The sequence below is a fragment of the Bradyrhizobium canariense genome (assembly GCF_019402665.1).
GTDB classification, from domain to species: Bacteria; Pseudomonadota; Alphaproteobacteria; order Rhizobiales; family Xanthobacteraceae; genus Bradyrhizobium; species Bradyrhizobium canariense.
This window is the reverse complement of sequence record NZ_VSST01000071.1, coordinates 1-18,310: the sequence shown is the minus strand read 5'-3', so window position 1 is coordinate 18,310 and position 18,310 is coordinate 1. Positions and strand designations below refer to the sequence as shown.

Genomic DNA, 18,310 nt, shown 5'->3' with positions numbered 1-18,310 from the left:
AAGCATCGAACTAGGGTGCGCAGTTGCGCACCTGAGAAGCTCGAGATTCCGGGTTCGCCCTTCGGGCGCCCCGGAATGACAGCCCATTTCAACCCCCCTTTGCCTTGATTCCCACCCCTGCCGTCGATACGGTCCCGCGCGATTCAACACCCCCGCGAGAGCCCGATCTGACGATGGACGCCTCCTTGCCCGCCCATATGCGCCCGGAACGCTCGTTCCAGGGTTTTATCCTCGCGCTCCAGCGGTTCTGGGCCGAGCAGGGCTGCGTGATCCTGCAACCCTACGACATGGAAATGGGTGCGGGTACCTTCCATCCGGCGACCACGCTGCGCGCACTCGGGCCCAAGCCCTGGAATGCGGCCTATGTGCAGCCCTCGCGGCGTCCCAAGGACGGCCGCTACGGCGAGAATCCGAACCGGATGCAGCACTACTACCAGTTCCAAGTGATCATGAAACCGTCGCCGCCGAACCTTCAGGAGCTGTACCTGAAGTCGCTCGCCGCGATCGGCATCGATTCCGCCATGCACGACATTCGCTTCGTCGAGGACGATTGGGAGAGCCCGACGCTGGGCGCCTGGGGCCTCGGCTGGGAGTGCTGGTGCGACGGCATGGAAGTCAGCCAGTTCACCTATTTCCAGCAGGTCGCGGGTGTCGAATGCGCGCCGGTCGCGGGCGAGCTTACCTACGGGCTCGAGCGGCTCGCGATGTACGTGCAGGGCGTCGATCGCGTCTACGACCTGAACTTCAACGGCCGCGAAGGTGACGCCAAGGTCACCTATGGCGATGTCTTCCTGCAGGCCGAGCGGGAATATTCGAAGCACAATTTCGAAGTGGCCGACACCGCGATGCTGTTCGAGCAGTTCAAGATGGCGGAATCTGCCTGCCGGAAATATCTCGAGGCAGGTTGGCAAAAAAATTCGGAGTCCGGCAAGCGCGAGGCCCATCTGATGTCGCTGCCGGCCTATGACCAATGCATCAAGGCAAGCCATGTGTTCAACCTGCTCGACGCGCGCGGCGTGATCTCGGTGACCGAGCGGCAGAGCTACATTCTTCGCGTGCGCGAATTGGCAAAGGCTTGCGGCGAGGCCTGGATACACACCGAAGCCGGTGGAGCGGCCTGATGCCTGATTTGTTGCTTGAACTGTTCTCCGAAGAAATCCCCGCGCGCATGCAGGCGAAGGCGGCGGAGGACCTGCGCCGCATGGTCACCGACAAGCTCGTCGCCGAAGGCCTCGTCTACGAGGGCGCGAAGGCGTTCGCGACGCCGCGCCGCCTCGCGCTCACCGTGCACGGCATCCCTGCGCGCCAGCCTGACCTGAAGACCGAACGCCGTGGACCGAAGATCGGCGCGGCCGATGCTGCCGTGCAGGGGTTTCTGAAAGCGACGGGTTTGACGTCGCTGGACGAGGCCAAGATCCAGCGCGACCCGAAGGGCGACTTCTACATCGCGCTGATCGAGAAGCCCGGCCGCGACGCCATCGACGTGCTCGCGGAAATCCTTCCCGTCATCATCCGCACTTTCCCCTGGCCGAAATCGATGCGCTGGGGCGCGCGCTCCGGCAAGCCGGGCTCGCTGAGCTGGGTGCGCCCGCTGCACGCGATCACCGCGACGTTCGGGCTCGAAACCGAAGAGCCCGACGTCGTGAAATTCGCGGTCGATGGCATCGAGGCCGGCCAGACCACCCACGGCCATCGCTTCATGGCGCCGGATGCGATTTCCGTGCGCCGCTTCGAGGATTACGAAGCGAAGCTGAAGGCGGCAAAGGTCATCCTCGATCCGCAGGCCCGCAAGGACATCATCTTTGCCGACGCCAAGGAACTGACCTTCGCGCAAGGGTTCGAACTGGTCGAGGACCAGGTACTGCTCGATGAGGTTTCGGGCCTGGTCGAATGGCCCGTCGTCATGATGGGATCGTTCGAAGCGGAATATCTCGCGATTCCCGACGAGGTGATCCGCGCCACCATCCGCAACAACCAGAAGTGCTTCGTCGTCAAAGATCCCAAGACGGGCAAGCTGACCAACAAGTTCGTCCTCACCGCCAACATCGAGGCGCCCGACGGCGGCAAGACCATCGTCGCCGGCAATGAACGCGTGATCCGTCCGCGCCTGTCGGATGCGAAGTTTTTCTATGAGACGGATTTGAAGACGAAGCTGGAAGACCGGCTGCCGAAGTTCGAGCAGATCGTGTTTCACGAGAAGCTCGGCACACAGGCTGAACGCATCAAGCGGATCGAACGTCTCGCCGCCGAGATAGCGCCGCTGGTCGGCGCTGATGTCGCAAAGGCCACGCGGGCCGCGCATCTGGCGAAGGCGGATTTGCTGACCGAAGTCGTCGGCGAATTCCCCGAGGTGCAGGGCCTGATGGGCAAGTACTACGCGCTGGCCCAGGGCGAGGACGCCTCCGTCGCCGCCGCCTGCGAAGAGCACTACAAGCCCCAAGGTCCTGCCGATCGTGTGCCGACCGATCCGGTCAGCGTCGCGGTGGCGCTCGCGGACAAGCTCGACACGCTGGTTGGCTTCTGGGCGATCGACGAAAAGCCGACGGGCAGCAAGGACCCCTATGCGTTGCGTCGCGCGGCGCTAGGTGTGATCAGGCTGATCGCTGAGAACGCACTGCGTCTGTCCATCATGAAGATGGCGGCGTCCGCACTCGCCGGCTTGTCCTTGAAGCCTGCCGATGCGCAGAAGCTTCCGAGCGACCTGCTTGCTTTCTTCGCAGACCGGCTGAAGGTTCAACTCCGCGAGCAGGGCGCGCGGCACGATCTGGTCGATGCCGTGTTCGCGCTCGGCGGCCAGGACGATCTCTTGATGATCGTTCGCCGCGTCGAGGCGCTCGGCAAGTTTCTCGAGACCGACGACGGCAAGAACCTGCTCGCCGGTATCAAGCGCGCCAGCAATATCCTCGGCATCGAGGAGAAGAAGGATAAGCGCACGTTCGACGGGGCGCCCGATGCTGCACTCTACGGCCTCGGCGAGGAGAAGGCGCTGGCCAAGGCGATCGGCGAAGTGAAGGCGGAAGCCAGCGCTGCTGTCGCGAAGGAAGACTTCGCTGCCGCGATGAGTGCGATGGCCAAGCTACGCCCGCCGGTCGATGCGTTCTTCGAGAAAGTTCGCGTCAACGACGAGGATGCGAAGGTGCGCGAAAACCGCCTGAAGCTGCTCAACGAGATCCGCAGCGCCACGCGTGCGGTGGCGGATTTCTCGAAGATCCAGGATTGACCTCGTGCCCCGGACGCGGCGCAGCGCTTCTTAGCGGTGCGCTGCAGAGCGGGGCCCATGCCGCCGCAAAAGATTCTGGGTCCCGGCTCTGCGCCGCAACGCTACGCGCTGCGTCGCGTCCGGGACACGAGAGCACGCACACACGAAGCACAAAAAGCCCCGCCCGGCGGGGGGAGGACCGGGCGGGGCCTGATGTCCGACTCTACTGCTCGCGTCAGCCTGATTGATGTGACGCGCCGGACACCTAGTCGATCCCTGAAGACGCTAGTCCATCACCTCGACGATGCGCCGCGAGCGCGGCTCGACCAGCACGGTCTCGCCGTTCACGACGGTGTAGCGATAGGTGGTGGCGCCGAAACGTTGCGGCACGTCATAATAGGTCACGCCGCTTTCAGGTAAGGTGGCACCGACCACCACGCGATCCGGGATGCGGAAAGCCGGCACACGTTGTTCGACGACATAGTCGCGGAACGCCGGCCGCTGCTCGACCGCAATGGTCGGACCGCTGTCGACGACGACGGGTGCGCGTCCCACTGTGACGCTGCTTTGCGCCTGCGCCGCAAGGGGCGAGCCGATCGCGGCCGCGAGCGCTGCAAGAGCAAGAATCCTGTTCCGCATGGGCAACTCCTTCGAGAAGGTTTTCGGGAAGCGCCAATGGCGCGACCGGTTGCCAATGCATGCGTCTTCGCGATGTTCCGGAAAACGGCCGCCGCATTCGCGGCATTTTCGGGCAGTTTTCGCGAAGCCGGGAACTCGCGCCCGCCCAGTGCGTCTCTACCCGCGGAACCTAGTCCGCTATGATCCCGCCGCGATTCGCCCCCACCCCACGGAAAGAAAGTTCATGCACATCACCGTCGCCCATATCTCGCCGATCCTGTCGCTGCTTGCGGGTGTGCTCATCCTGATCATGCCGCGCCTGCTGAACCTGATCGTCGCGATTTTTCTCATCATAAATGGTGCGATCGGGCTCGGATTGTTGAAGTGGCTCCATCTCTAGGCCTTCATTCTACGGAACTCTTCGACTTGCGCGGACCTGCCCAAAGTGGTGTAAGGCCCGCGATTACCCATTCCTCTCGCAGGTTGTGTGCAAGCTATGGCCAAAGCCGCCTCGAAAACTTCAGCGAAAATGCCAGCGAAATCAAAGTCCTCTGCCAAGGCGAAAGCCGCGCCGGCGGCCCGCAAGGCACTTGCCAAGCGCGCCCCGAAGCCCGTGGCCAAGGCTGCTGCCAAGCCGGCTGTGAAGCCTGCGGCCAAGGCCGTTTCCAAGGCTGTTGCGAAGGCGCCGAAGAAGCCGGTTGCGCCGAAGGTCGCCGCGAAGTCGGTACCGAGCAAGGCTGCTTCAACCAAGGCGGCGCCTGTTGCGGCCAAGGCCGGCAAGTGGGTGTTCACGTTCGGGGACGGCAAGGCCGAGGGCAAAGCGGAGATGCGCGACCTGCTCGGCGGCAAGGGCGCCAACCTCGCCGAGATGGCCAATCTCGGCCTGCCGGTGCCTCCGGGCTTCACCATCCCGACCTCGGTCTGCACCTATTTCTACGCGCACGACAAATCCTACCCCAAGGAATTGAAGTCGCAGGTTGAGAAGGCGCTCGATCATGTTGGCAAGTTGACCGGCAAGATCTTCGGCGATTCCAGGAACCCGCTGCTCGTTTCCGTGCGCTCCGGCGGCCGCGCCTCGATGCCGGGCATGATGGACACCGTGCTCAATCTCGGCCTCAACGACGAGACCGTGGAAGCGCTGTCGGAACTGTCGGGCGATCGCCGCTTCGCCTATGACAGCTATCGCCGCTTCATCACCATGTATTCGGACGTGGTGCTCGGCTTCGAGCATCATCATTTCGAGGAAATCCTCGACACCTTCAAGGACAGCCAGGGCTACACGCTCGACACCGATCTCACCGCCGACGACTGGGTCGATCTGGTCGGCAAGTACAAGGACGCGGTCGCGCGCGAAACCGGCAAGGATTTTCCGCAGGATCCGCACGACCAGCTCTGGGGCGCGATTGGCGCGGTGTTTTCATCCTGGATGAACGCGCGCGCGGTGACCTACCGCAGGCTGCACGACATTCCGGAATCCTGGGGCACCGCGGTCAACGTGCAGGCCATGGTGTTCGGCAACATGGGCGAGACCTCGGCGACCGGCGTTGCCTTCACGCGCAATCCCTCGACCGGCGAGAGCAAGCTCTACGGCGAGTTCCTGATCAACGCGCAAGGCGAGGACGTGGTGGCGGGCATCCGCACGCCGCAGGACATCACCGAGGAAGCGCGCAAGGACTCGGGCTCCGACAAGGCGTCGATGGAATCGGCGATGCCGGAAGCCTTCAACGAGCTGACCCGGATCTACACGCTGCTCGAGAAGCACTACCGCGACATGCAGGACATGGAGTTCACGGTCGAGCAGGGCAAGCTCTGGATGCTGCAGACCCGCGGCGGCAAGCGCACCGCGAAAGCGGCGCTGCGCATCGCGGTCGAGCTCGCCAATGAAGGCCTGATCACCAAGAAGGAAGCGGTGACGCGGATCGACCCCGCCTCGCTCGATCAGCTGCTGCATCCGACCATCGACCCCAATGCCAAGCGCGACGTGATCGCGACCGGCCTGCCGGCCTCGCCGGGTGCGGCCTCCGGCGAGATCGTGTTCTCCTCGGACGAGGCGGCCAAGCTTCAGGCCGACGGTCGCAAGGTGATTCTGGTCCGGATCGAGACCAGCCCCGAGGACATCCACGGCATGCACGCCGCCGAAGGCATCTTGACCACCCGTGGCGGCATGACCTCGCATGCTGCGGTGGTCGCGCGCGGCATGGGCAAGCCCTGCGTCTCCGGCTGCGGCACCATCCGCGTCGATTACGGCCGCGGCACCATGAGCATCGGCTCGCGCACCTTCAAGACCGGCGACGTGATCACCATCGACGGCTCGCTCGGTCAGGTGCTCGCCGGCCGCATGCCGATGATCGAGCCCGAGCTGTCCGGCGAGTTCGGCACGCTAATGAAATGGGCCGACCAGGTCCGTAAGATCGGCGTGCGCGTCAACGCGGACACGCCGGAAGACGCGCACACCGCGATCAAGTTCGGCGCGGAAGGCATCGGCCTGTGCCGTACCGAGCACATGTTCTTCGAGGAGACGCGCATCCGCACGGTGCGCGAGATGATCCTCTCCGAGGACGAGCAGTCGCGCCGCGCTGCGCTGGCAAAGCTGCTGCCGATGCAGCGCGCCGACTTCGTCGAGCTGTTCGAGATCATGAAGGGTCTGCCCGTCACGATCCGCTTGCTTGATCCGCCGTTGCACGAGTTCCTGCCGCACACCCATGCCGAGGTCGAGGAAGTGGCGCGCGCCATGAACACCGACCCGCGGCGCCTGGCCGACCGCGCGCGCGAGCTGTCGGAGTTCAACCCGATGCTCGGCTTCCGCGGCTGCCGTATCGCGATCGCCTATCCCGAGATCGCCGAGATGCAGGCGCGCGCGATCTTCGAAGCGGCAGTCGAGGCCGAGAAGCGCACCGGCAAGGCCGTCGGCCTCGAGGTGATGGTGCCGCTGATCGCCACTAAGATGGAGCTCGACCTCGTCAAGGCGCGCATCGATTCCACCGCGAAGGCGGTGATGCGCGACACCAACACCAAGCTGACCTACCAGGTCGGCACCATGATCGAGCTGCCGCGCGCCTGCCTGCTCGCGGCCGAGATCGCGGAGAGCGCCGAGTTCTTCTCGTTCGGTACCAACGACCTCACGCAGACGACCTACGGCATCAGCCGTGACGATGCCGCGAGCTTCCTCGGCACCTACGTGTCCAAGGGCATCCTGCCGATCGATCCCTTCGTCGCGCTCGACCAGGAAGGCGTCGGCGAGCTCGTCAAGATCGGCGTCGCACGCGGCCGCAAGACGCGCGCCTCGCTCAAGGTCGGCATCTGCGGCGAGCACGGCGGCGATCCCGCCTCCGTCGCCTTCTGTCACGCGATCGGCCTCGACTACGTCTCCTGCTCGCCCTACCGCGTCCCGATCGCCCGCCTCGCCGCCGCGCAAGCCGCGCTCGGCAAGGCGGTTGCGAGCCAGGCATAAGCGACGAGTTGAAATGTTGAGAACGAAAGAGGCGGGGGCTAAACCCCGCCTCTTTTGTTTGGAGCGATGCTCTCGCCACGCCGCCATTGCGATCACCGCACACTCGCTGTCATCGCCCGGCTTGACCGGGCGATCCAGTACGCCGAGACGTTAGTGCTTGAACGCAGAAGCCGCGGCGTACTGGATGCCCCGCCTTCGCGGGGCATGACAGCTACTGTTGATGTGGCGATGGGACCGAACCTATCGCGTCCCGTAATGACACGTGCGAGCAAGAGTTCCTTCACCATTCGCGTTGACCAATTGTTTACCGCGCAGCGTGAGGGCGCGTTTACCAATGCGCATCGTCGCCCCGTGAAAACACCTGCGATTGCTTGCGTGTGCCGCATGCGCAACGCCGATTAACGCCCCGGCAACCTAAATTAGATACTCACGATAAAGATCGAATTGCACGGATGTACTGCGGCTCGATTTTTCTAGCGTAAGCGTAGCGTGAGCGTATCGATGTTTTTGTTGCGTACCCATCCGAAGGGCGCGCGGTTCGCGTCCTTCGGCATCGGTCTCTGCATCTTCGCATTGATGCCGAGAGAGACCGGCTATCAGGACATTGCCTCGCTGCTGGCGCGCCAACCCGGCGTCGCGGAGCGTTGGCAGAAGCAGGTATTCTCTGCTGCGTCCTCCATACAGCTGGCCACTTACAGTTTTTCCCGGCCGATCGGCACTTCGGCTCCGCAGAGCGCGATGGTTCGTCTCGCGAGCCTCGACGGCCGCGACGTCACCGGCGCGATCAGCCGCGATCCGGCGCTGCAGGCGCCGCCGCGCTACCAGGCCGCCGATTTTCCCAAGGTCGATCGCTCGATGAAGGGTGACCGCCTCGCAACGGTCACACCGACGCAGGCTCCCGAAGCGGGCGCGCCGACGGCAGCGCCGACGCAGGAAGATCCCGCGACGTCGAACAGCTCGGTGTTCGGCGCCAAGACCGTCGCGCTGCCACAGGCGATGTCGCCGGAGTCCGCGGCCGCGCTCGATCCCGAACTCGCGGAGGCGCTGCGCGCGCCGCCGCTGCCGCAATACACCAATGCGCCACAGGCCAGCGACGCCGCGCGCTCGATCGCGCTCCAGCCGCTCGAAGCGCTGAAGCAGGCCACCATTCCGGCTGCACCGCCGCGCGATCCGTTCCGCGTCAAGACCTCGAACCTATTCTTCGGCAGTTCCTCGCTCGGCGGCAATGTCGAGAGCATCGAGAGCTGGCAACCGGGTGCGGAGCCGCTGATCGTGATGCCCGACCCCGACATGAAGGTGACGGCCTCGCTGTCGCCGCCGTCGGAGGATATTGCGAAGGATATCGAAAGCGGCGAGAGCGTCGCGCCGAAGGGTGAGGTCAACGTCGACAACCAGCGCGCCAGATCGCCGGCGGAACGGCTCGCGCTCGACGACAAGTCGCGCGCGAAGTCCGAAAAATGCCTCGCGGAGGCCGTCTATTTCGAGTCCCGCGGCGAAGCCGTGCGCGGTCAGATGGCGGTTGCGCAGGTGGTGATGAACCGCGTGTTCTCCGGCAAATATCCGGACACGGTGTGCGGCGCCGTCTATCAGAACAAGCACCGGCATTTCGCCTGCCAGTTCACCTTTGCCTGCGACAACAATGCCGACGTGATCCGCGAGCCCGAGATGTGGGAGCGTGCGAAAAAGATCTCGAAGGCCATGCTCGACGGCCAGATCTGGCTGCCCGAGGTCGGCAAGTCCACGCACTACCACGCCTACTGGGTGCGCCCGTCCTGGGTCGCCGAGATGAAGAAGATGTACAAGACCGGCGTCCACACCTTCTATCGCCCACGCGCCTGGGGCGACGGCAGCGAGGAACCGAGCTGGGGCACGCCGGCGCAGACCGCCGCGCTCTCCGCCGAACTCACCCAGGAAGCCAAGAGCTCCGCCGAGATGGGCACGACCGAGCGAAGGTAGCGCCTCACATCTCGATATCCAGCGCGCAGTCGAAATTCGGTGCCGAATGCGTCAGCGCGCCGGCTGAAGCGTAGTCGACGCCGGTCGCCGCGATGGCTGCGATCGAGCCCAGGGTGACGCCGCCGGATGCCTCCAGCTTGAGGCGTCCCTCGTTGATCCCAACGGCCTCGCGCAGCGTCGCAATGTCCATGTTGTCGAGCAGCACGGCGTCGGCAAGGCCGGTGTCGAGCACCTCGCGCAACTGCGTCAGCGTGTCGACCTCGATCTCGATCTTGACGAGATGGCCGGCATGGGCGCGGGCGCGCTCCAGCACGGGGCGGATACCGCCGGCGACCGCGACGTGGTTGTCCTTGATCAGGATCGCGTCGTCGAGCCCGAAGCGGTGATTGAAGCCCCCGCCGCAACGTACCGCGTATTTCTCCAACGCCCGTAATCCCGGCGTGGTTTTTCGCGTGCAGCAGATCCGCATCCGGGTGCCCTCGGTGCGCGCAACATAGTCCGCCGTGAGCGTCGCAACGCCTGACAGGCGGCCGACGAAATTCAGCGCGGTCCGCTCCGCCGTGAGGACGGCGCGTGCCGGCCCCGAGATCGTCAGCACCTGCTGCCCGCGGGCGACGCGCGCGGCGTCGCGAACATGTGCGCGTACCTCGATGTCGGGCGAAAGCCTTTGCAGGGTGGCGAGCGCCAGCGGCAAGCCGGCGATCACGCCGGATTGCCGTGCGACCAGGATCGCTTGCGCCTTCGTTGCCTCGGGGATCGTCGCAAGCGAGGTGATGTCGCCGGCGCGGCCGAGATCCTCATCGAGCGCGCGGTGCACAGCCTCGTCGATCGCGAGCGGGGAGAGGAAGGCGTCGGGGTAGAGCAGAGAGGTTGGGGTGATCATGGCGGACTCCGTCAAGCGATCATGGGTTGCGCGATGCGTGGTGTCGGGCGTTCGGTTAGGCCATCTGCGATCTCGCGCACTGCTGCGAGCGTCGTCATCGTGCGTTGCGCGAGCGCGGGAACGTCCGCGGAATGGTCGGAGCGGAAATGCGCGCCGCGGCTCTCGCGCCGGTTCCAGGCCGACGCCGCCACGAGCAGGGCTGCCGTTGCCATGTTGCGGACCGTGATGCTCGCGGCCTCGCATTCGAGCGCGGCGAAGCTGCGGACCGCCTCCGCAAGCCCCTCACCATTGCGGATCACGCCGACATGCGCGCTCATCAGCGTCCGCAGCCGGTTCACGTCCGCAGCATCCGGCGCGTCGCCCCGCGGCGTCGGCACGTCCGCAAGGCGCGCGGGCGAGGGAATGGTGCGGCCGGCGATGTCGTCGGCGATGCGCGCGGCGTAGACCACGGCCTCCAGCAGCGAATTCGACGCAAGCCGGTTCGCGCCATGCGCGCCGGTGGACGACACTTCGCCGCCGGCCCAGAGCCCGTCGATCGAGCTGCGGCCGCGATCGTCCACCGCGATGCCGCCCATGTGATAGTGCGCCGCCGGTGCGATCGGGATGGCCTGCGTGGCGGGGTCGATGCCGGCGGCGATGCAGCTTGCATGAACGGTCGGGAACCTGTCGGCAAAACGTGCGCCCAGCGCCTGCCGCGCATCGAGGAAGGCGCCGCGCCCGGCCGAGATCTCCGCGAACACGCCGCGGGCCACGATGTCGCGCGGTGCGAGCTCGGCGAGCGGATGGCGCGCCGCCATGAAACGCTCGCCACGGCCGTTGATCAGCGTCGCGCCTTCGCCGCGCAGGGCTTCCGTGGCGAGCGGCGCGGGATCGCGGCCGACCATGATGGCGGTCGGGTGAAATTGCACGAATTCGGGATCTGCAATGACCGCGCCGGCGCGTGCGGCGATCGCAAGGCCGGATCCGCTGGCCTCGCGCGGATTGGTGGTGACGGCATAGAGATGGCCGATGCCGCCGGTGGCGAGCACCACCGTCCGCGCAGCGAGGAGGACCGGCCGTGCGGCGTAATTGCGGACTTCGCGCAGTTGAAGGCCGATGACAGCGCCGTCCTCGGTCAACAGCGCTTCGGCGACAAAGCCTTCGATCAGCCGGATCGATGGTGTGCGCCGCACGGCCTCGCTCAGGGCTGCGATGATGGCGGCGCCCGCGCCGTCGCCGCGCACATGGACGATACGCCGCGCCGAATGTGCGGCCTCGCGCCCGACGGCGAGCCTGCCTTCGAGATCGCGGTCGAACGGCACGCCATAGGCGAGAAGATCGTGAATCCGCGGCGCGGCCTCGCGCGCGATTTCCAATGCGACAGCTTCGTCGACGATGCCGCCGCCAACGGCGATCGTATCCGCGGCGTGCGCTTCGGGCGTATCGCCTTCAGCTATTGCGGCGGCGATGCCGCCTTGCGCCCATGCGGATGACGCGCCCTGTCCGAGCGGCGCGGCCGAGATCAATGTCACCGGCCGCGGCGCGAGCTTCAATGCGCAAAAGAGTCCGGCGAGACCGCCGCCGACGATGACGACATCGTCGGCGCTGCGGGCGAGAGGGTGGATGGTGTTTGTTGTCATAGCTTTCTCCAAGCTCTCAGCTGTCGTCCCGGCCTAGTGCGCAATTGCGCACGGGGGGCCGGGACCCATACTCCGCAGCAGCTGTTGTTTGGCTCAGCTGCCTGACGCTGTTCTTTGCAACCGGCGGCGTTCGGTGGTTATGGGTCCCGGCCCCCCGTGCGCAATTGCGCACTAGGCCGGGACGACCGCTGTGTGTGTTGCTAGTTCTTCAGATTGATCATCCGCTCGACCGAGCGCCTTGCGCGGTCCGCAAGCGTGGGATCGATCGTGACCTCGTCGCGAAGCGTCAGCAGGCTCTCCAGAATGTTGGCGAGCGTGATGCGCTTCATGTGCGGGCAGATGTTGCAGGGACGCAGCATCTCCACATCGGGCAGCTCGGCGCGCACATTGTCGGCCATCGAGCATTCCGTGATCATCACCAGCCGCCGCGGCCGCCGCTCGCGCACCCAGTTGATCATGTGCGCGGTCGAGCCCGTGAAGTCGGCCTCGGCCAGCACGTCCGGCGGGCATTCGGGATGGGCGATGATCTGAACGGAGGGATCGGCCTCGCGGTAGCTGCGCAGCTCGGCGCCGGTGAAACGCTCGTGCACCTCGCAGGCGCCCTTCCAGGCAATGATCTTCACGTCGGTCTTCGAGGCCACGTAAGTGGCGAGATAGCGGTCGGGCAGGAAGATCACGCTGGGCGCGCCGAGGCTCTCGACCACCTGAACCGCGTTCGACGAGGTGCAGCAGATATCGACCTCGGCCTTCACCTCCGCGGAGGTGTTGACATAGGCAACGACAGGCACGCCGGGAAATTTTTCGCGGAGCAGGCGGACGTCGGCGCCAGTGATGCTGGCGGCGAGCGAGCAGCCCGCGCGCGTATCAGGGATCAGCACCGTCTTGTCCGGATTGAGCAGTTTCGACGTCTCCGCCATGAAGTGCACGCCGCACTGGACGATGATGCCGGCCTTCACCCTGGTGGCTTCGACCGCGAGCTGGAGCGAATCACCGCCGATGTCGGCGACGCAGTGGAAGATCTCCGGCGCCTGGTAATTATGCGCGAGAATCACCGCGCCGCGCGCCTGCTTCAGTTCGTTGATCGCCTTGATCGTCGGGGCCATCAGCGGCCATTCGATCGGCGGGATCACCTGTTTCACGCGCTCGTAAAGCGGTGCGGTGGCTCGCTCGACCTCCGGCGTCCATTCCAGTGAAGGCATCGGCAGCGGAGGTCCGGTTCGCGCCTGCCCCGGCCGTGCCGGCGCGATGACGTGGCCCTGCGGCCGGTTGGCAAAGTCGTCGGGGCCGTAAATTCCAGTTAGCGGCATCGAAGCCTCCCGAGTATGTCAGTTGTACTCAATATGAGTATATTTGTGGCCTGAGAAATCCGGCCAAGGGGGCCGGTGGACCTTCGATATGCTCAACTTGAGTAAATCGAAGATAACACGGCGCGCGGCGGGCCGCCAGATCTTGCCGCACACATTTCCGTCAAGTCCGGCGCCCGGCGCGTCGGCTAAGGTCGCGAGGAAATGCAATGCTCCCGCGCCAGCTCTTCGCGGAATGCAATCGTTTTTGACTTGGGGTTTTCATGCAGATGCATTAAACGAGCTGGCTCGCGGCTGCCATTTGCGAATCCGCGACGACGCACGAGGAACAGCATGTCGACACAGATGGGCGAGCTCGGTTCGGTCTCCCGTTCCTCCTCCTGGCGTACGCCGGCGATCATCATTCTCTGCGGCTGCGCGATCGGGATGCTCGGCTTCGGGCCGCGCTCGGCGCTCGGTTTCTTCGTACAGCCGATGAGCCATGAATATGCCTGGGGCCGCGACGTGTTCGGCCTCGCGATCGCGTTTCAGAATTTGCTGTGGGGACTGGGCCAGCCCGTCGCCGGCGCGGTCGCCGATCGCTTCGGCCTGTTCCGGGTAATGTGCGTCGGCGCTCTGCTCTATGCCGGCGGCTTGCTCCTGATGCGCTATTCCTCGACGCCGCTGTCGCTCAACATCGGCGCTGGCGTCATGGTTGGCTTCGGTCTCGCCGGCTGCTCGTTCAATCTGGTGCTCTCGGCATTTACCAAGCTCTTGCCGGCCGAGAAGCGCGGCCTTGCGCTTGGCGCCGGCACTGCGGCGGGATCGTTCGGGCAGTTCCTGTTCGCGCCGATCGGTGTGGCCCTGATCGACAATTTCGGCTGGCAGCAGGCGCTCACCGTGTTCGGCTTCCTGATGCTGCTGATCATCCCGCTGGCGCTGGCGCTCTCGACGCCGCCGGTCGCAAGCACGGCAAACGCGGCGCCCGCGGACCAGCAGACTTTCACCAAAGCGCTCGCGGAAGCCTTCGGCCATCGCTCCTACGTGCTGCTTGTGCTCGGCTTCTTCACCTGCGGCTTCCAGCTTGCCTTCATCACGGTGCATCTGCCGGCCTTCCTGGTCGATAACGGCATCTCCACGCAAATCGGCGGCTGGGTGATCGCCGCGATCGGCCTGTTCAACATCATGGGATCGCTGAGCGTCGGCTATCTCCAGAACTCACTTCCCAAGCGCTACATCCTCTCGAGCATCTATTTCACCCGCGCGCTTGCGACGTTTGCCTTCATCTCGTTCCCGATCACGCCATTCTCGGCGATTGCGTTCGGCGCGGTCTCCGGCCTGACCTGGCTGTCGACCGTGCCGCCGACCTCGGCGCTGGTCGCGATCATGTTCGGCACGCGCTGGTTCGCCACCCTCTATGGCTTCGCCTTCGTCAGCCATCAGGTCGGCGGCTTCCTCGGCGTCTGGCTCGGCGGCATTGTGTTCGAGCGGTTCGGTTCCTACACGCCGATCTGGTGGCTCTCGATCCTGTTCGGCGTGCTCTCGGCGCTGATCAATCTTCCGATCGTGGAAAAACCGGTCCAGCGGGCGGTTGCGCAGCCTGCCTGATCGGCTAAACATCCCCTGAAACAAGTCAGGGAGTTTTGCTGTGGCGACGTTCAAGGCGATCCGGATCGACAAGGCGGACAAGGGCACCACCGCGCAGCTCACGCAGTTCGACGAAGCCGAGCTGATGGAGGGCGACGTCACCGTCCGCGTGGAATGGTCGACATTGAACTACAAGGACGGCCTTGCGCTCACCGGCAAGGCGCCGGTGGTGCGCCGCTTTCCGATGATTGCCGGCATCGATTTCGCCGGCACCGTCGAGCAGTCCTCGCATCCGCAATGGAAGGCGGGCGATAAAGTCGTCTGCACCGGCTGGGGCATGGGGGAGACCCATCTCGGCGCCTATGCCGAGAAGGCGCGGGTGAAAGGCGACTGGCTGGTCGCTCTTCCGCAGGGCCTGTCGGCGCGCGACGCCATGGCGATCGGCACCGCCGGCTTCACCGCGATGCTGTCCGTGCTGGCGCTGGAGAAGCACGGAGTGTCGCCGAACAGCGGTCCGGTCGTGGTGACGGGCGCGGCGGGCGGCGTCGGCTCGGTTGCGACCGCCGTGCTCTCGAAGCTCGGCTATCACGTCATCGCGTCCACCGGCCGTGCCTCCGAAGCCGACTATCTGAAAGAGATCGGCGCGACTGAGGTGATCGACCGCAACGAATTGTCAGCGGCCGCCAAGCCCATCGCCAAGGAGCGCTGGGCGGGTGGCGTCGACAGCGTCGGCTCGACCACGCTCGCAAATCTCCTGTCGATGACAAAGTATGGCGGCGCGATCGCGGCCTGCGGCTTGGCGGCCGGCATGGACCTGCCGTCTTCCGTCGCGCCCTTCATTTTGCGCGGGGTGTGCCTTCTCGGCATCGATTCCGTGATGTGCCCGATCGAGCCGCGGAAAGCCGCCTGGCAGCGCCTGGCGTCCGATCTGGATCGGACAAAACTAGCTGAAATTACTCACGAAATTCCGCTTTCCGAAGTTCCGGAGTGGGGCGCGAAAATCCTGGCCGGCCAGGTCCGCGGTCGCACCGTTGTAAAAATTCTCTAACGGCGTTCAGACTTTACCAACCATGCTGCTTCAATGTCGCCATGGTTAGTATGGTAAGCAGCGGGTAAAGAGATAAGGCATAGCCCGCTGCGGGGTTGGTTCGGAGTTGAGCATGCTTGCGCGTATTGTGTTGGGGGCGGTCACGGCGGTAGCGACGTTTGCGCCGGCCATTGCTGGAAGCATGAACGCCGATGAGGCGCGCCGCTTCGTCGCCGGGAAGGTGTTTGCTTTCACCTGCTTTGACGGCACCCGCGGGGCTGGCCGCATCATGGACGACCTCGGCGCCGCCGGCGCCGTGCAGTTCTCGGGTGCAGGTCCGGTGAAACATCTCCGTCTGCCCGGCAACACGCTTCAGATCCGCGGCCAGAACGTCTGCGCCTCGATCAAGGGCATTCCGTTCGAGCCCTGTTTCAATCTTGAAAAGACCGACGATCGCAGTTTCCGCGGCTCGGTGTCGGGGATGGGCTTTGCCTATTGCGACTTCCATCACCAAGGCGGCAACCAGATGCTGATGGCGCGCGCCGTCGCGCGGCCGCGCTCGCTGCGCACCTCGGAACACACGGGTTCGGTCGGCGCGACCAACACCGAAGTCGCCGCGCGTATCGAGACCCCACGCGTCGAGAGCAGCCGGCTCGAGCCGGTGAAGCCGCAAGTTAAATCGGAGCCCGCCAGGGACGACGCCCCGCTGGAGCTGCGCCGCTCGACCCAGTGAGTTGGCTGCGCAGGACAGTCCGCGCACTTTGTCGTTGAGAGCTGCCATCAAACACGAAGCCGCCGCGCCGTAGTCATACGGACGGCGGCTTTCATGCGTTGGTAGCTGTTCGCGCCCCAGTTTGCGTACGGCCGGGGGGCGCGGCCCGATCAAAGGGTTCAACGATGTCGCTGTACTTCTTCCGTATCAGCACGGGCCGCTATTCCGGTGCTGCCGACCAGCCATATGAGTTCGAGGACCGCGCCGCGGCCTGGACCGAGATGACCGAAGTCTGTGCCAATTTGCTCGGCGGCATCTCACGCGGCCTGAAACAGGACGCCGAATGGCGCATGGAGCTGCTCGACGAGAACAAGGAGCCGGTGTTCCGGATCAGCCTGATCGGCGAGAGCCAGAAAGCCCTTGGTCGCACTGGCTAAAAATCGGGCATCCTACCGCCGCGCGTGGTTAACCTGTTAAGCGCGCGGACCGTGCCATTTTTCAAGGGATTTCCCGGCGAAGCCGGTATTTGTCCGGGGGTGGCCGTTAACCGGATCACCACACCTGAAGCTCAGTTCTTAGGCAAGGGCGATCAACGCCGAGGGCGGCCGACAATGACTTGGCCGCGCATCCCGGGAAACGCCCTCATGTCGAGACTCATCCAGAATCTACAAATTGGTACCAAGCTCGCGCTCGCTTCGGTGTTCGGCGTTATTCTCGTCGGCGCCATGATCGCGAGCCAGGTCATCGGCAACAACACCGTGCGTCATTCCAACCAAGCAGCAATTGCGCAGCAGGAATTGGTGCGCGAGGCCACCGAAGCCAAGCTTGGAATACGTGGCATGCAGCTCGCTGTACGCGACATGCGTCTCGCCAACAATCAGGGTGACTTGCAAAAGGCGAGCGAGACTCTGCTGGAGCGGTCGAAAGCGCTGAACGGCGTCATCGATTCCATGCTCAGATTGACGCACTCCCCGGAAAATCGCGCGCGGATGGAGAAGCTCAGGTCTACGTCCGCCGATTACCTGAAGGGCGCACAGCAGAACGCCTCTTTTCGCAGCGAGGCCATTGCCGTTGCGGCCACGGACCCCGCGCGCGCGGCCAAGATTTCCGAGGAAGGCGCGCGCCAGATCCGTGAGGTGACGCTGCCGCTTGCGACGCAACTGGATAATTTGACCAGCGAGATCGCCGATTTCGCCAAGCACAAAGGCGAGGAAGAAATCGCTGCCGCGACCCAGGAGATGGCCGCGAGCGAGCGTCTCGGCATGGTGGTCGGTGCGTGCGCCGTGCTCGTCCTCGTGGGTTCATGGCTGACGTCCTTCCTGACCATCGCGCGGCCGATCCGCGCGCTCACGGTTGCCATGGACAAGCTCGCTGGCGGTGACTTCTCCGTGGTGCTGCCGGGGCTCGGCCGCAAGGACGAGGTTGGCGGCGTCGCCGCGTCCGTCGAGAAATTCAAGATCGTATCCGAGCAAAAGGCGCGCGAGGATGCCGAGGCCAAGATCAGGCAGGACCAGGTCGCAGCCGCGCAACGCAAGGCAGAGATGCACAAGCTCGCGAACGGCTTCGAAGCTGCCGTCGGGGAGATTGTCGACACCGTCTCCTCGGCCTCGACCGAACTCGAAGCGTCGGCCACGACGCTGACCTCGACCGCCGAGCGCACGCAACAGCTCACGACCGTGGTTGCAGCAGCCTCGGAGGAAGCCTCGACCAACGTGCAATCGGTGGCGTCTGCGACCGAAGAGCTGTCGTCCTCGATCACCGAGATCAGCCGCCAGGTGCAGGAATCCGCACGTGTGGCAAGCGAGGCGGTAACACAAGCCCGAACCACGACCGACCGTGTCGGCGAATTGTCCAAGGCGGCGGCTCGCATTGGCGACGTGGTCGAACTGATCAACACGATCGCCGGCCAGACCAACCTGCTGGCGCTCAATGCCACCATCGAGGCGGCACGCGCCGGCGAGGCCGGCCGCGGCTT

14 protein-coding genes are annotated in these 18,310 nt (G+C 64.9%); 10 read left to right on the top strand and 4 right to left on the bottom strand.

What is annotated here, in order from left to right; all coding sequences use genetic code 11:
* Window positions 1-173: 173 nt before the first annotated feature.
* On the top strand, window positions 174-1,121 hold the full coding sequence (locus FXB41_RS32620; protein WP_219684680.1) for a glycine--tRNA ligase subunit alpha: 948 nt from the start codon (window positions 174-176) through the stop codon (window positions 1,119-1,121).
* The gene (gene glyS, locus FXB41_RS32615) at window positions 1,121-3,220 is read left to right on the top strand and encodes a glycine--tRNA ligase subunit beta (RefSeq protein WP_219684679.1); all 2,100 of its coding nucleotides are present in this window, start codon (window positions 1,121-1,123) and stop codon (window positions 3,218-3,220) included. Before FXB41_RS32620 ends, glyS begins: the two co-directional genes overlap by 1 nt.
* A gap of 264 nt (window positions 3,221-3,484) precedes the next feature.
* On the opposite strand, the gene FXB41_RS32610 is transcribed toward glyS, so the two are convergent.
* Window positions 3,485-3,838: a DUF1236 domain-containing protein gene (locus tag FXB41_RS32610; protein WP_007594952.1), complete on the bottom strand. Its 354-nt coding sequence runs from the start codon at window positions 3,836-3,838 to the stop codon at window positions 3,485-3,487.
* Window positions 3,839-4,061: 223 nt separating this feature from the next.
* Between FXB41_RS32610 and FXB41_RS32605 the strand changes: the two genes are divergently transcribed.
* The 3 genes from FXB41_RS32605 (at window position 4,062) to FXB41_RS32595 (ending at window position 9,224) form a co-directional block, all read left to right on the top strand.
* A complete protein-coding gene (locus tag FXB41_RS32605) occupies window positions 4,062-4,217 on the top strand; it encodes a DUF3096 domain-containing protein (protein WP_007594951.1) in 156 nt (51 codons plus the stop codon).
* A gap of 96 nt (window positions 4,218-4,313) precedes the next feature.
* Window positions 4,314-7,268 (top strand): pyruvate, phosphate dikinase, encoded by a 2,955-nt coding sequence (gene ppdK, locus FXB41_RS32600; RefSeq protein WP_007594947.1) that lies wholly within the window; start codon window positions 4,314-4,316, stop codon window positions 7,266-7,268.
* A 501-nt stretch (window positions 7,269-7,769) separates the two neighbouring features.
* The gene (locus FXB41_RS32595; protein ID WP_219684678.1) at window positions 7,770-9,224 is read left to right on the top strand and encodes a cell wall hydrolase; all 1,455 of its coding nucleotides are present in this window, start codon (window positions 7,770-7,772) and stop codon (window positions 9,222-9,224) included.
* A gap of 4 nt (window positions 9,225-9,228) precedes the next feature.
* On the opposite strand, the gene nadC is transcribed toward FXB41_RS32595, so the two are convergent.
* The 3 genes from nadC to nadA all read right to left on the bottom strand — a co-directional run bounded on the left by nadC (window position 9,229) and on the right by nadA (window position 13,033).
* Window positions 9,229-10,107 (bottom strand): carboxylating nicotinate-nucleotide diphosphorylase, encoded by an 879-nt coding sequence (nadC, locus tag FXB41_RS32590; protein WP_007594942.1) that lies wholly within the window; start codon window positions 10,105-10,107, stop codon window positions 9,229-9,231.
* A gap of 11 nt (window positions 10,108-10,118) precedes the next feature.
* Window positions 10,119-11,726 (bottom strand): L-aspartate oxidase, encoded by a 1,608-nt coding sequence (locus FXB41_RS32585; RefSeq protein WP_219684677.1) that lies wholly within the window; start codon window positions 11,724-11,726, stop codon window positions 10,119-10,121.
* 200 nt (window positions 11,727-11,926) lie between these two features.
* Window positions 11,927-13,033, bottom strand: coding sequence for a quinolinate synthase NadA (gene nadA / locus FXB41_RS32580; protein ID WP_007594940.1), 1,107 nt, complete (start codon window positions 13,031-13,033; stop codon window positions 11,927-11,929).
* Between the two features lie 330 nt (window positions 13,034-13,363).
* On the opposite strand from nadA, the gene FXB41_RS32575 reads away from it, so the two are divergent.
* The 5 genes from FXB41_RS32575 to FXB41_RS32555 form a co-directional block, all read left to right on the top strand.
* Window positions 13,364-14,617: an MFS transporter gene (locus tag FXB41_RS32575; RefSeq protein ID WP_219684676.1), complete on the top strand. Its 1,254-nt coding sequence runs from the start codon at window positions 13,364-13,366 to the stop codon at window positions 14,615-14,617.
* Between the two features lie 40 nt (window positions 14,618-14,657).
* Window positions 14,658-15,644 (top strand): acrylyl-CoA reductase (NADPH), encoded by a 987-nt coding sequence (acuI, locus tag FXB41_RS32570; RefSeq protein WP_219684675.1) that lies wholly within the window; start codon window positions 14,658-14,660, stop codon window positions 15,642-15,644.
* A gap of 112 nt (window positions 15,645-15,756) precedes the next feature.
* Complete coding sequence (locus tag FXB41_RS32565; protein WP_219684674.1) at window positions 15,757-16,356, top strand: hypothetical protein; 600 nt, start codon at window positions 15,757-15,759, stop codon at window positions 16,354-16,356.
* A gap of 164 nt (window positions 16,357-16,520) precedes the next feature.
* Window positions 16,521-16,772, top strand: coding sequence for a DUF6894 family protein (locus FXB41_RS32560; RefSeq protein ID WP_007594936.1), 252 nt, complete (start codon window positions 16,521-16,523; stop codon window positions 16,770-16,772).
* Window positions 16,773-16,979: 207 nt separating this feature from the next.
* Window positions 16,980-18,310, top strand: a 1,331-nt coding sequence (locus tag FXB41_RS32555; protein ID WP_246649405.1) for a methyl-accepting chemotaxis protein, incomplete at its 3' end; no start/stop codon positions are given.

What these genes read in the sequence shown, in the direction of transcription:
- FXB41_RS32620 (WP_219684680.1), top strand. Translation starts at nt 174, where the DNA reads ATGGACGCCTCCTTGCCCGCCCATATGCGCCCGGAACGCTCGTTCCAG.
- glyS (WP_219684679.1), top strand. Translation starts at nt 1,121, where the DNA reads ATGCCTGATTTGTTGCTTGAACTGTTCTCCGAAGAAATCCCCGCGCGC.
- FXB41_RS32610 (WP_007594952.1), bottom strand. Translation starts at nt 3,838, where the DNA reads ATGCGGAACAGGATTCTTGCTCTTGCAGCGCTCGCGGCCGCGATCGGC.
- FXB41_RS32605 (WP_007594951.1), top strand. Translation starts at nt 4,062, where the DNA reads ATGCACATCACCGTCGCCCATATCTCGCCGATCCTGTCGCTGCTTGCG.
- ppdK (WP_007594947.1), top strand. Translation starts at nt 4,314, where the DNA reads ATGGCCAAAGCCGCCTCGAAAACTTCAGCGAAAATGCCAGCGAAATCA.
- FXB41_RS32595 (WP_219684678.1), top strand. Translation starts at nt 7,770, where the DNA reads ATGTTTTTGTTGCGTACCCATCCGAAGGGCGCGCGGTTCGCGTCCTTC.
- nadC (WP_007594942.1), bottom strand. Translation starts at nt 10,107, where the DNA reads ATGATCACCCCAACCTCTCTGCTCTACCCCGACGCCTTCCTCTCCCCG.
- FXB41_RS32585 (WP_219684677.1), bottom strand. Translation starts at nt 11,726, where the DNA reads ATGACAACAAACACCATCCACCCTCTCGCCCGCAGCGCCGACGATGTC.
- nadA (WP_007594940.1), bottom strand. Translation starts at nt 13,033, where the DNA reads ATGCCGCTAACTGGAATTTACGGCCCCGACGACTTTGCCAACCGGCCG.
- FXB41_RS32575 (WP_219684676.1), top strand. Translation starts at nt 13,364, where the DNA reads ATGTCGACACAGATGGGCGAGCTCGGTTCGGTCTCCCGTTCCTCCTCC.
- FXB41_RS32565 (WP_219684674.1), top strand. Translation starts at nt 15,757, where the DNA reads ATGCTTGCGCGTATTGTGTTGGGGGCGGTCACGGCGGTAGCGACGTTT.
- FXB41_RS32560 (WP_007594936.1), top strand. Translation starts at nt 16,521, where the DNA reads ATGTCGCTGTACTTCTTCCGTATCAGCACGGGCCGCTATTCCGGTGCT.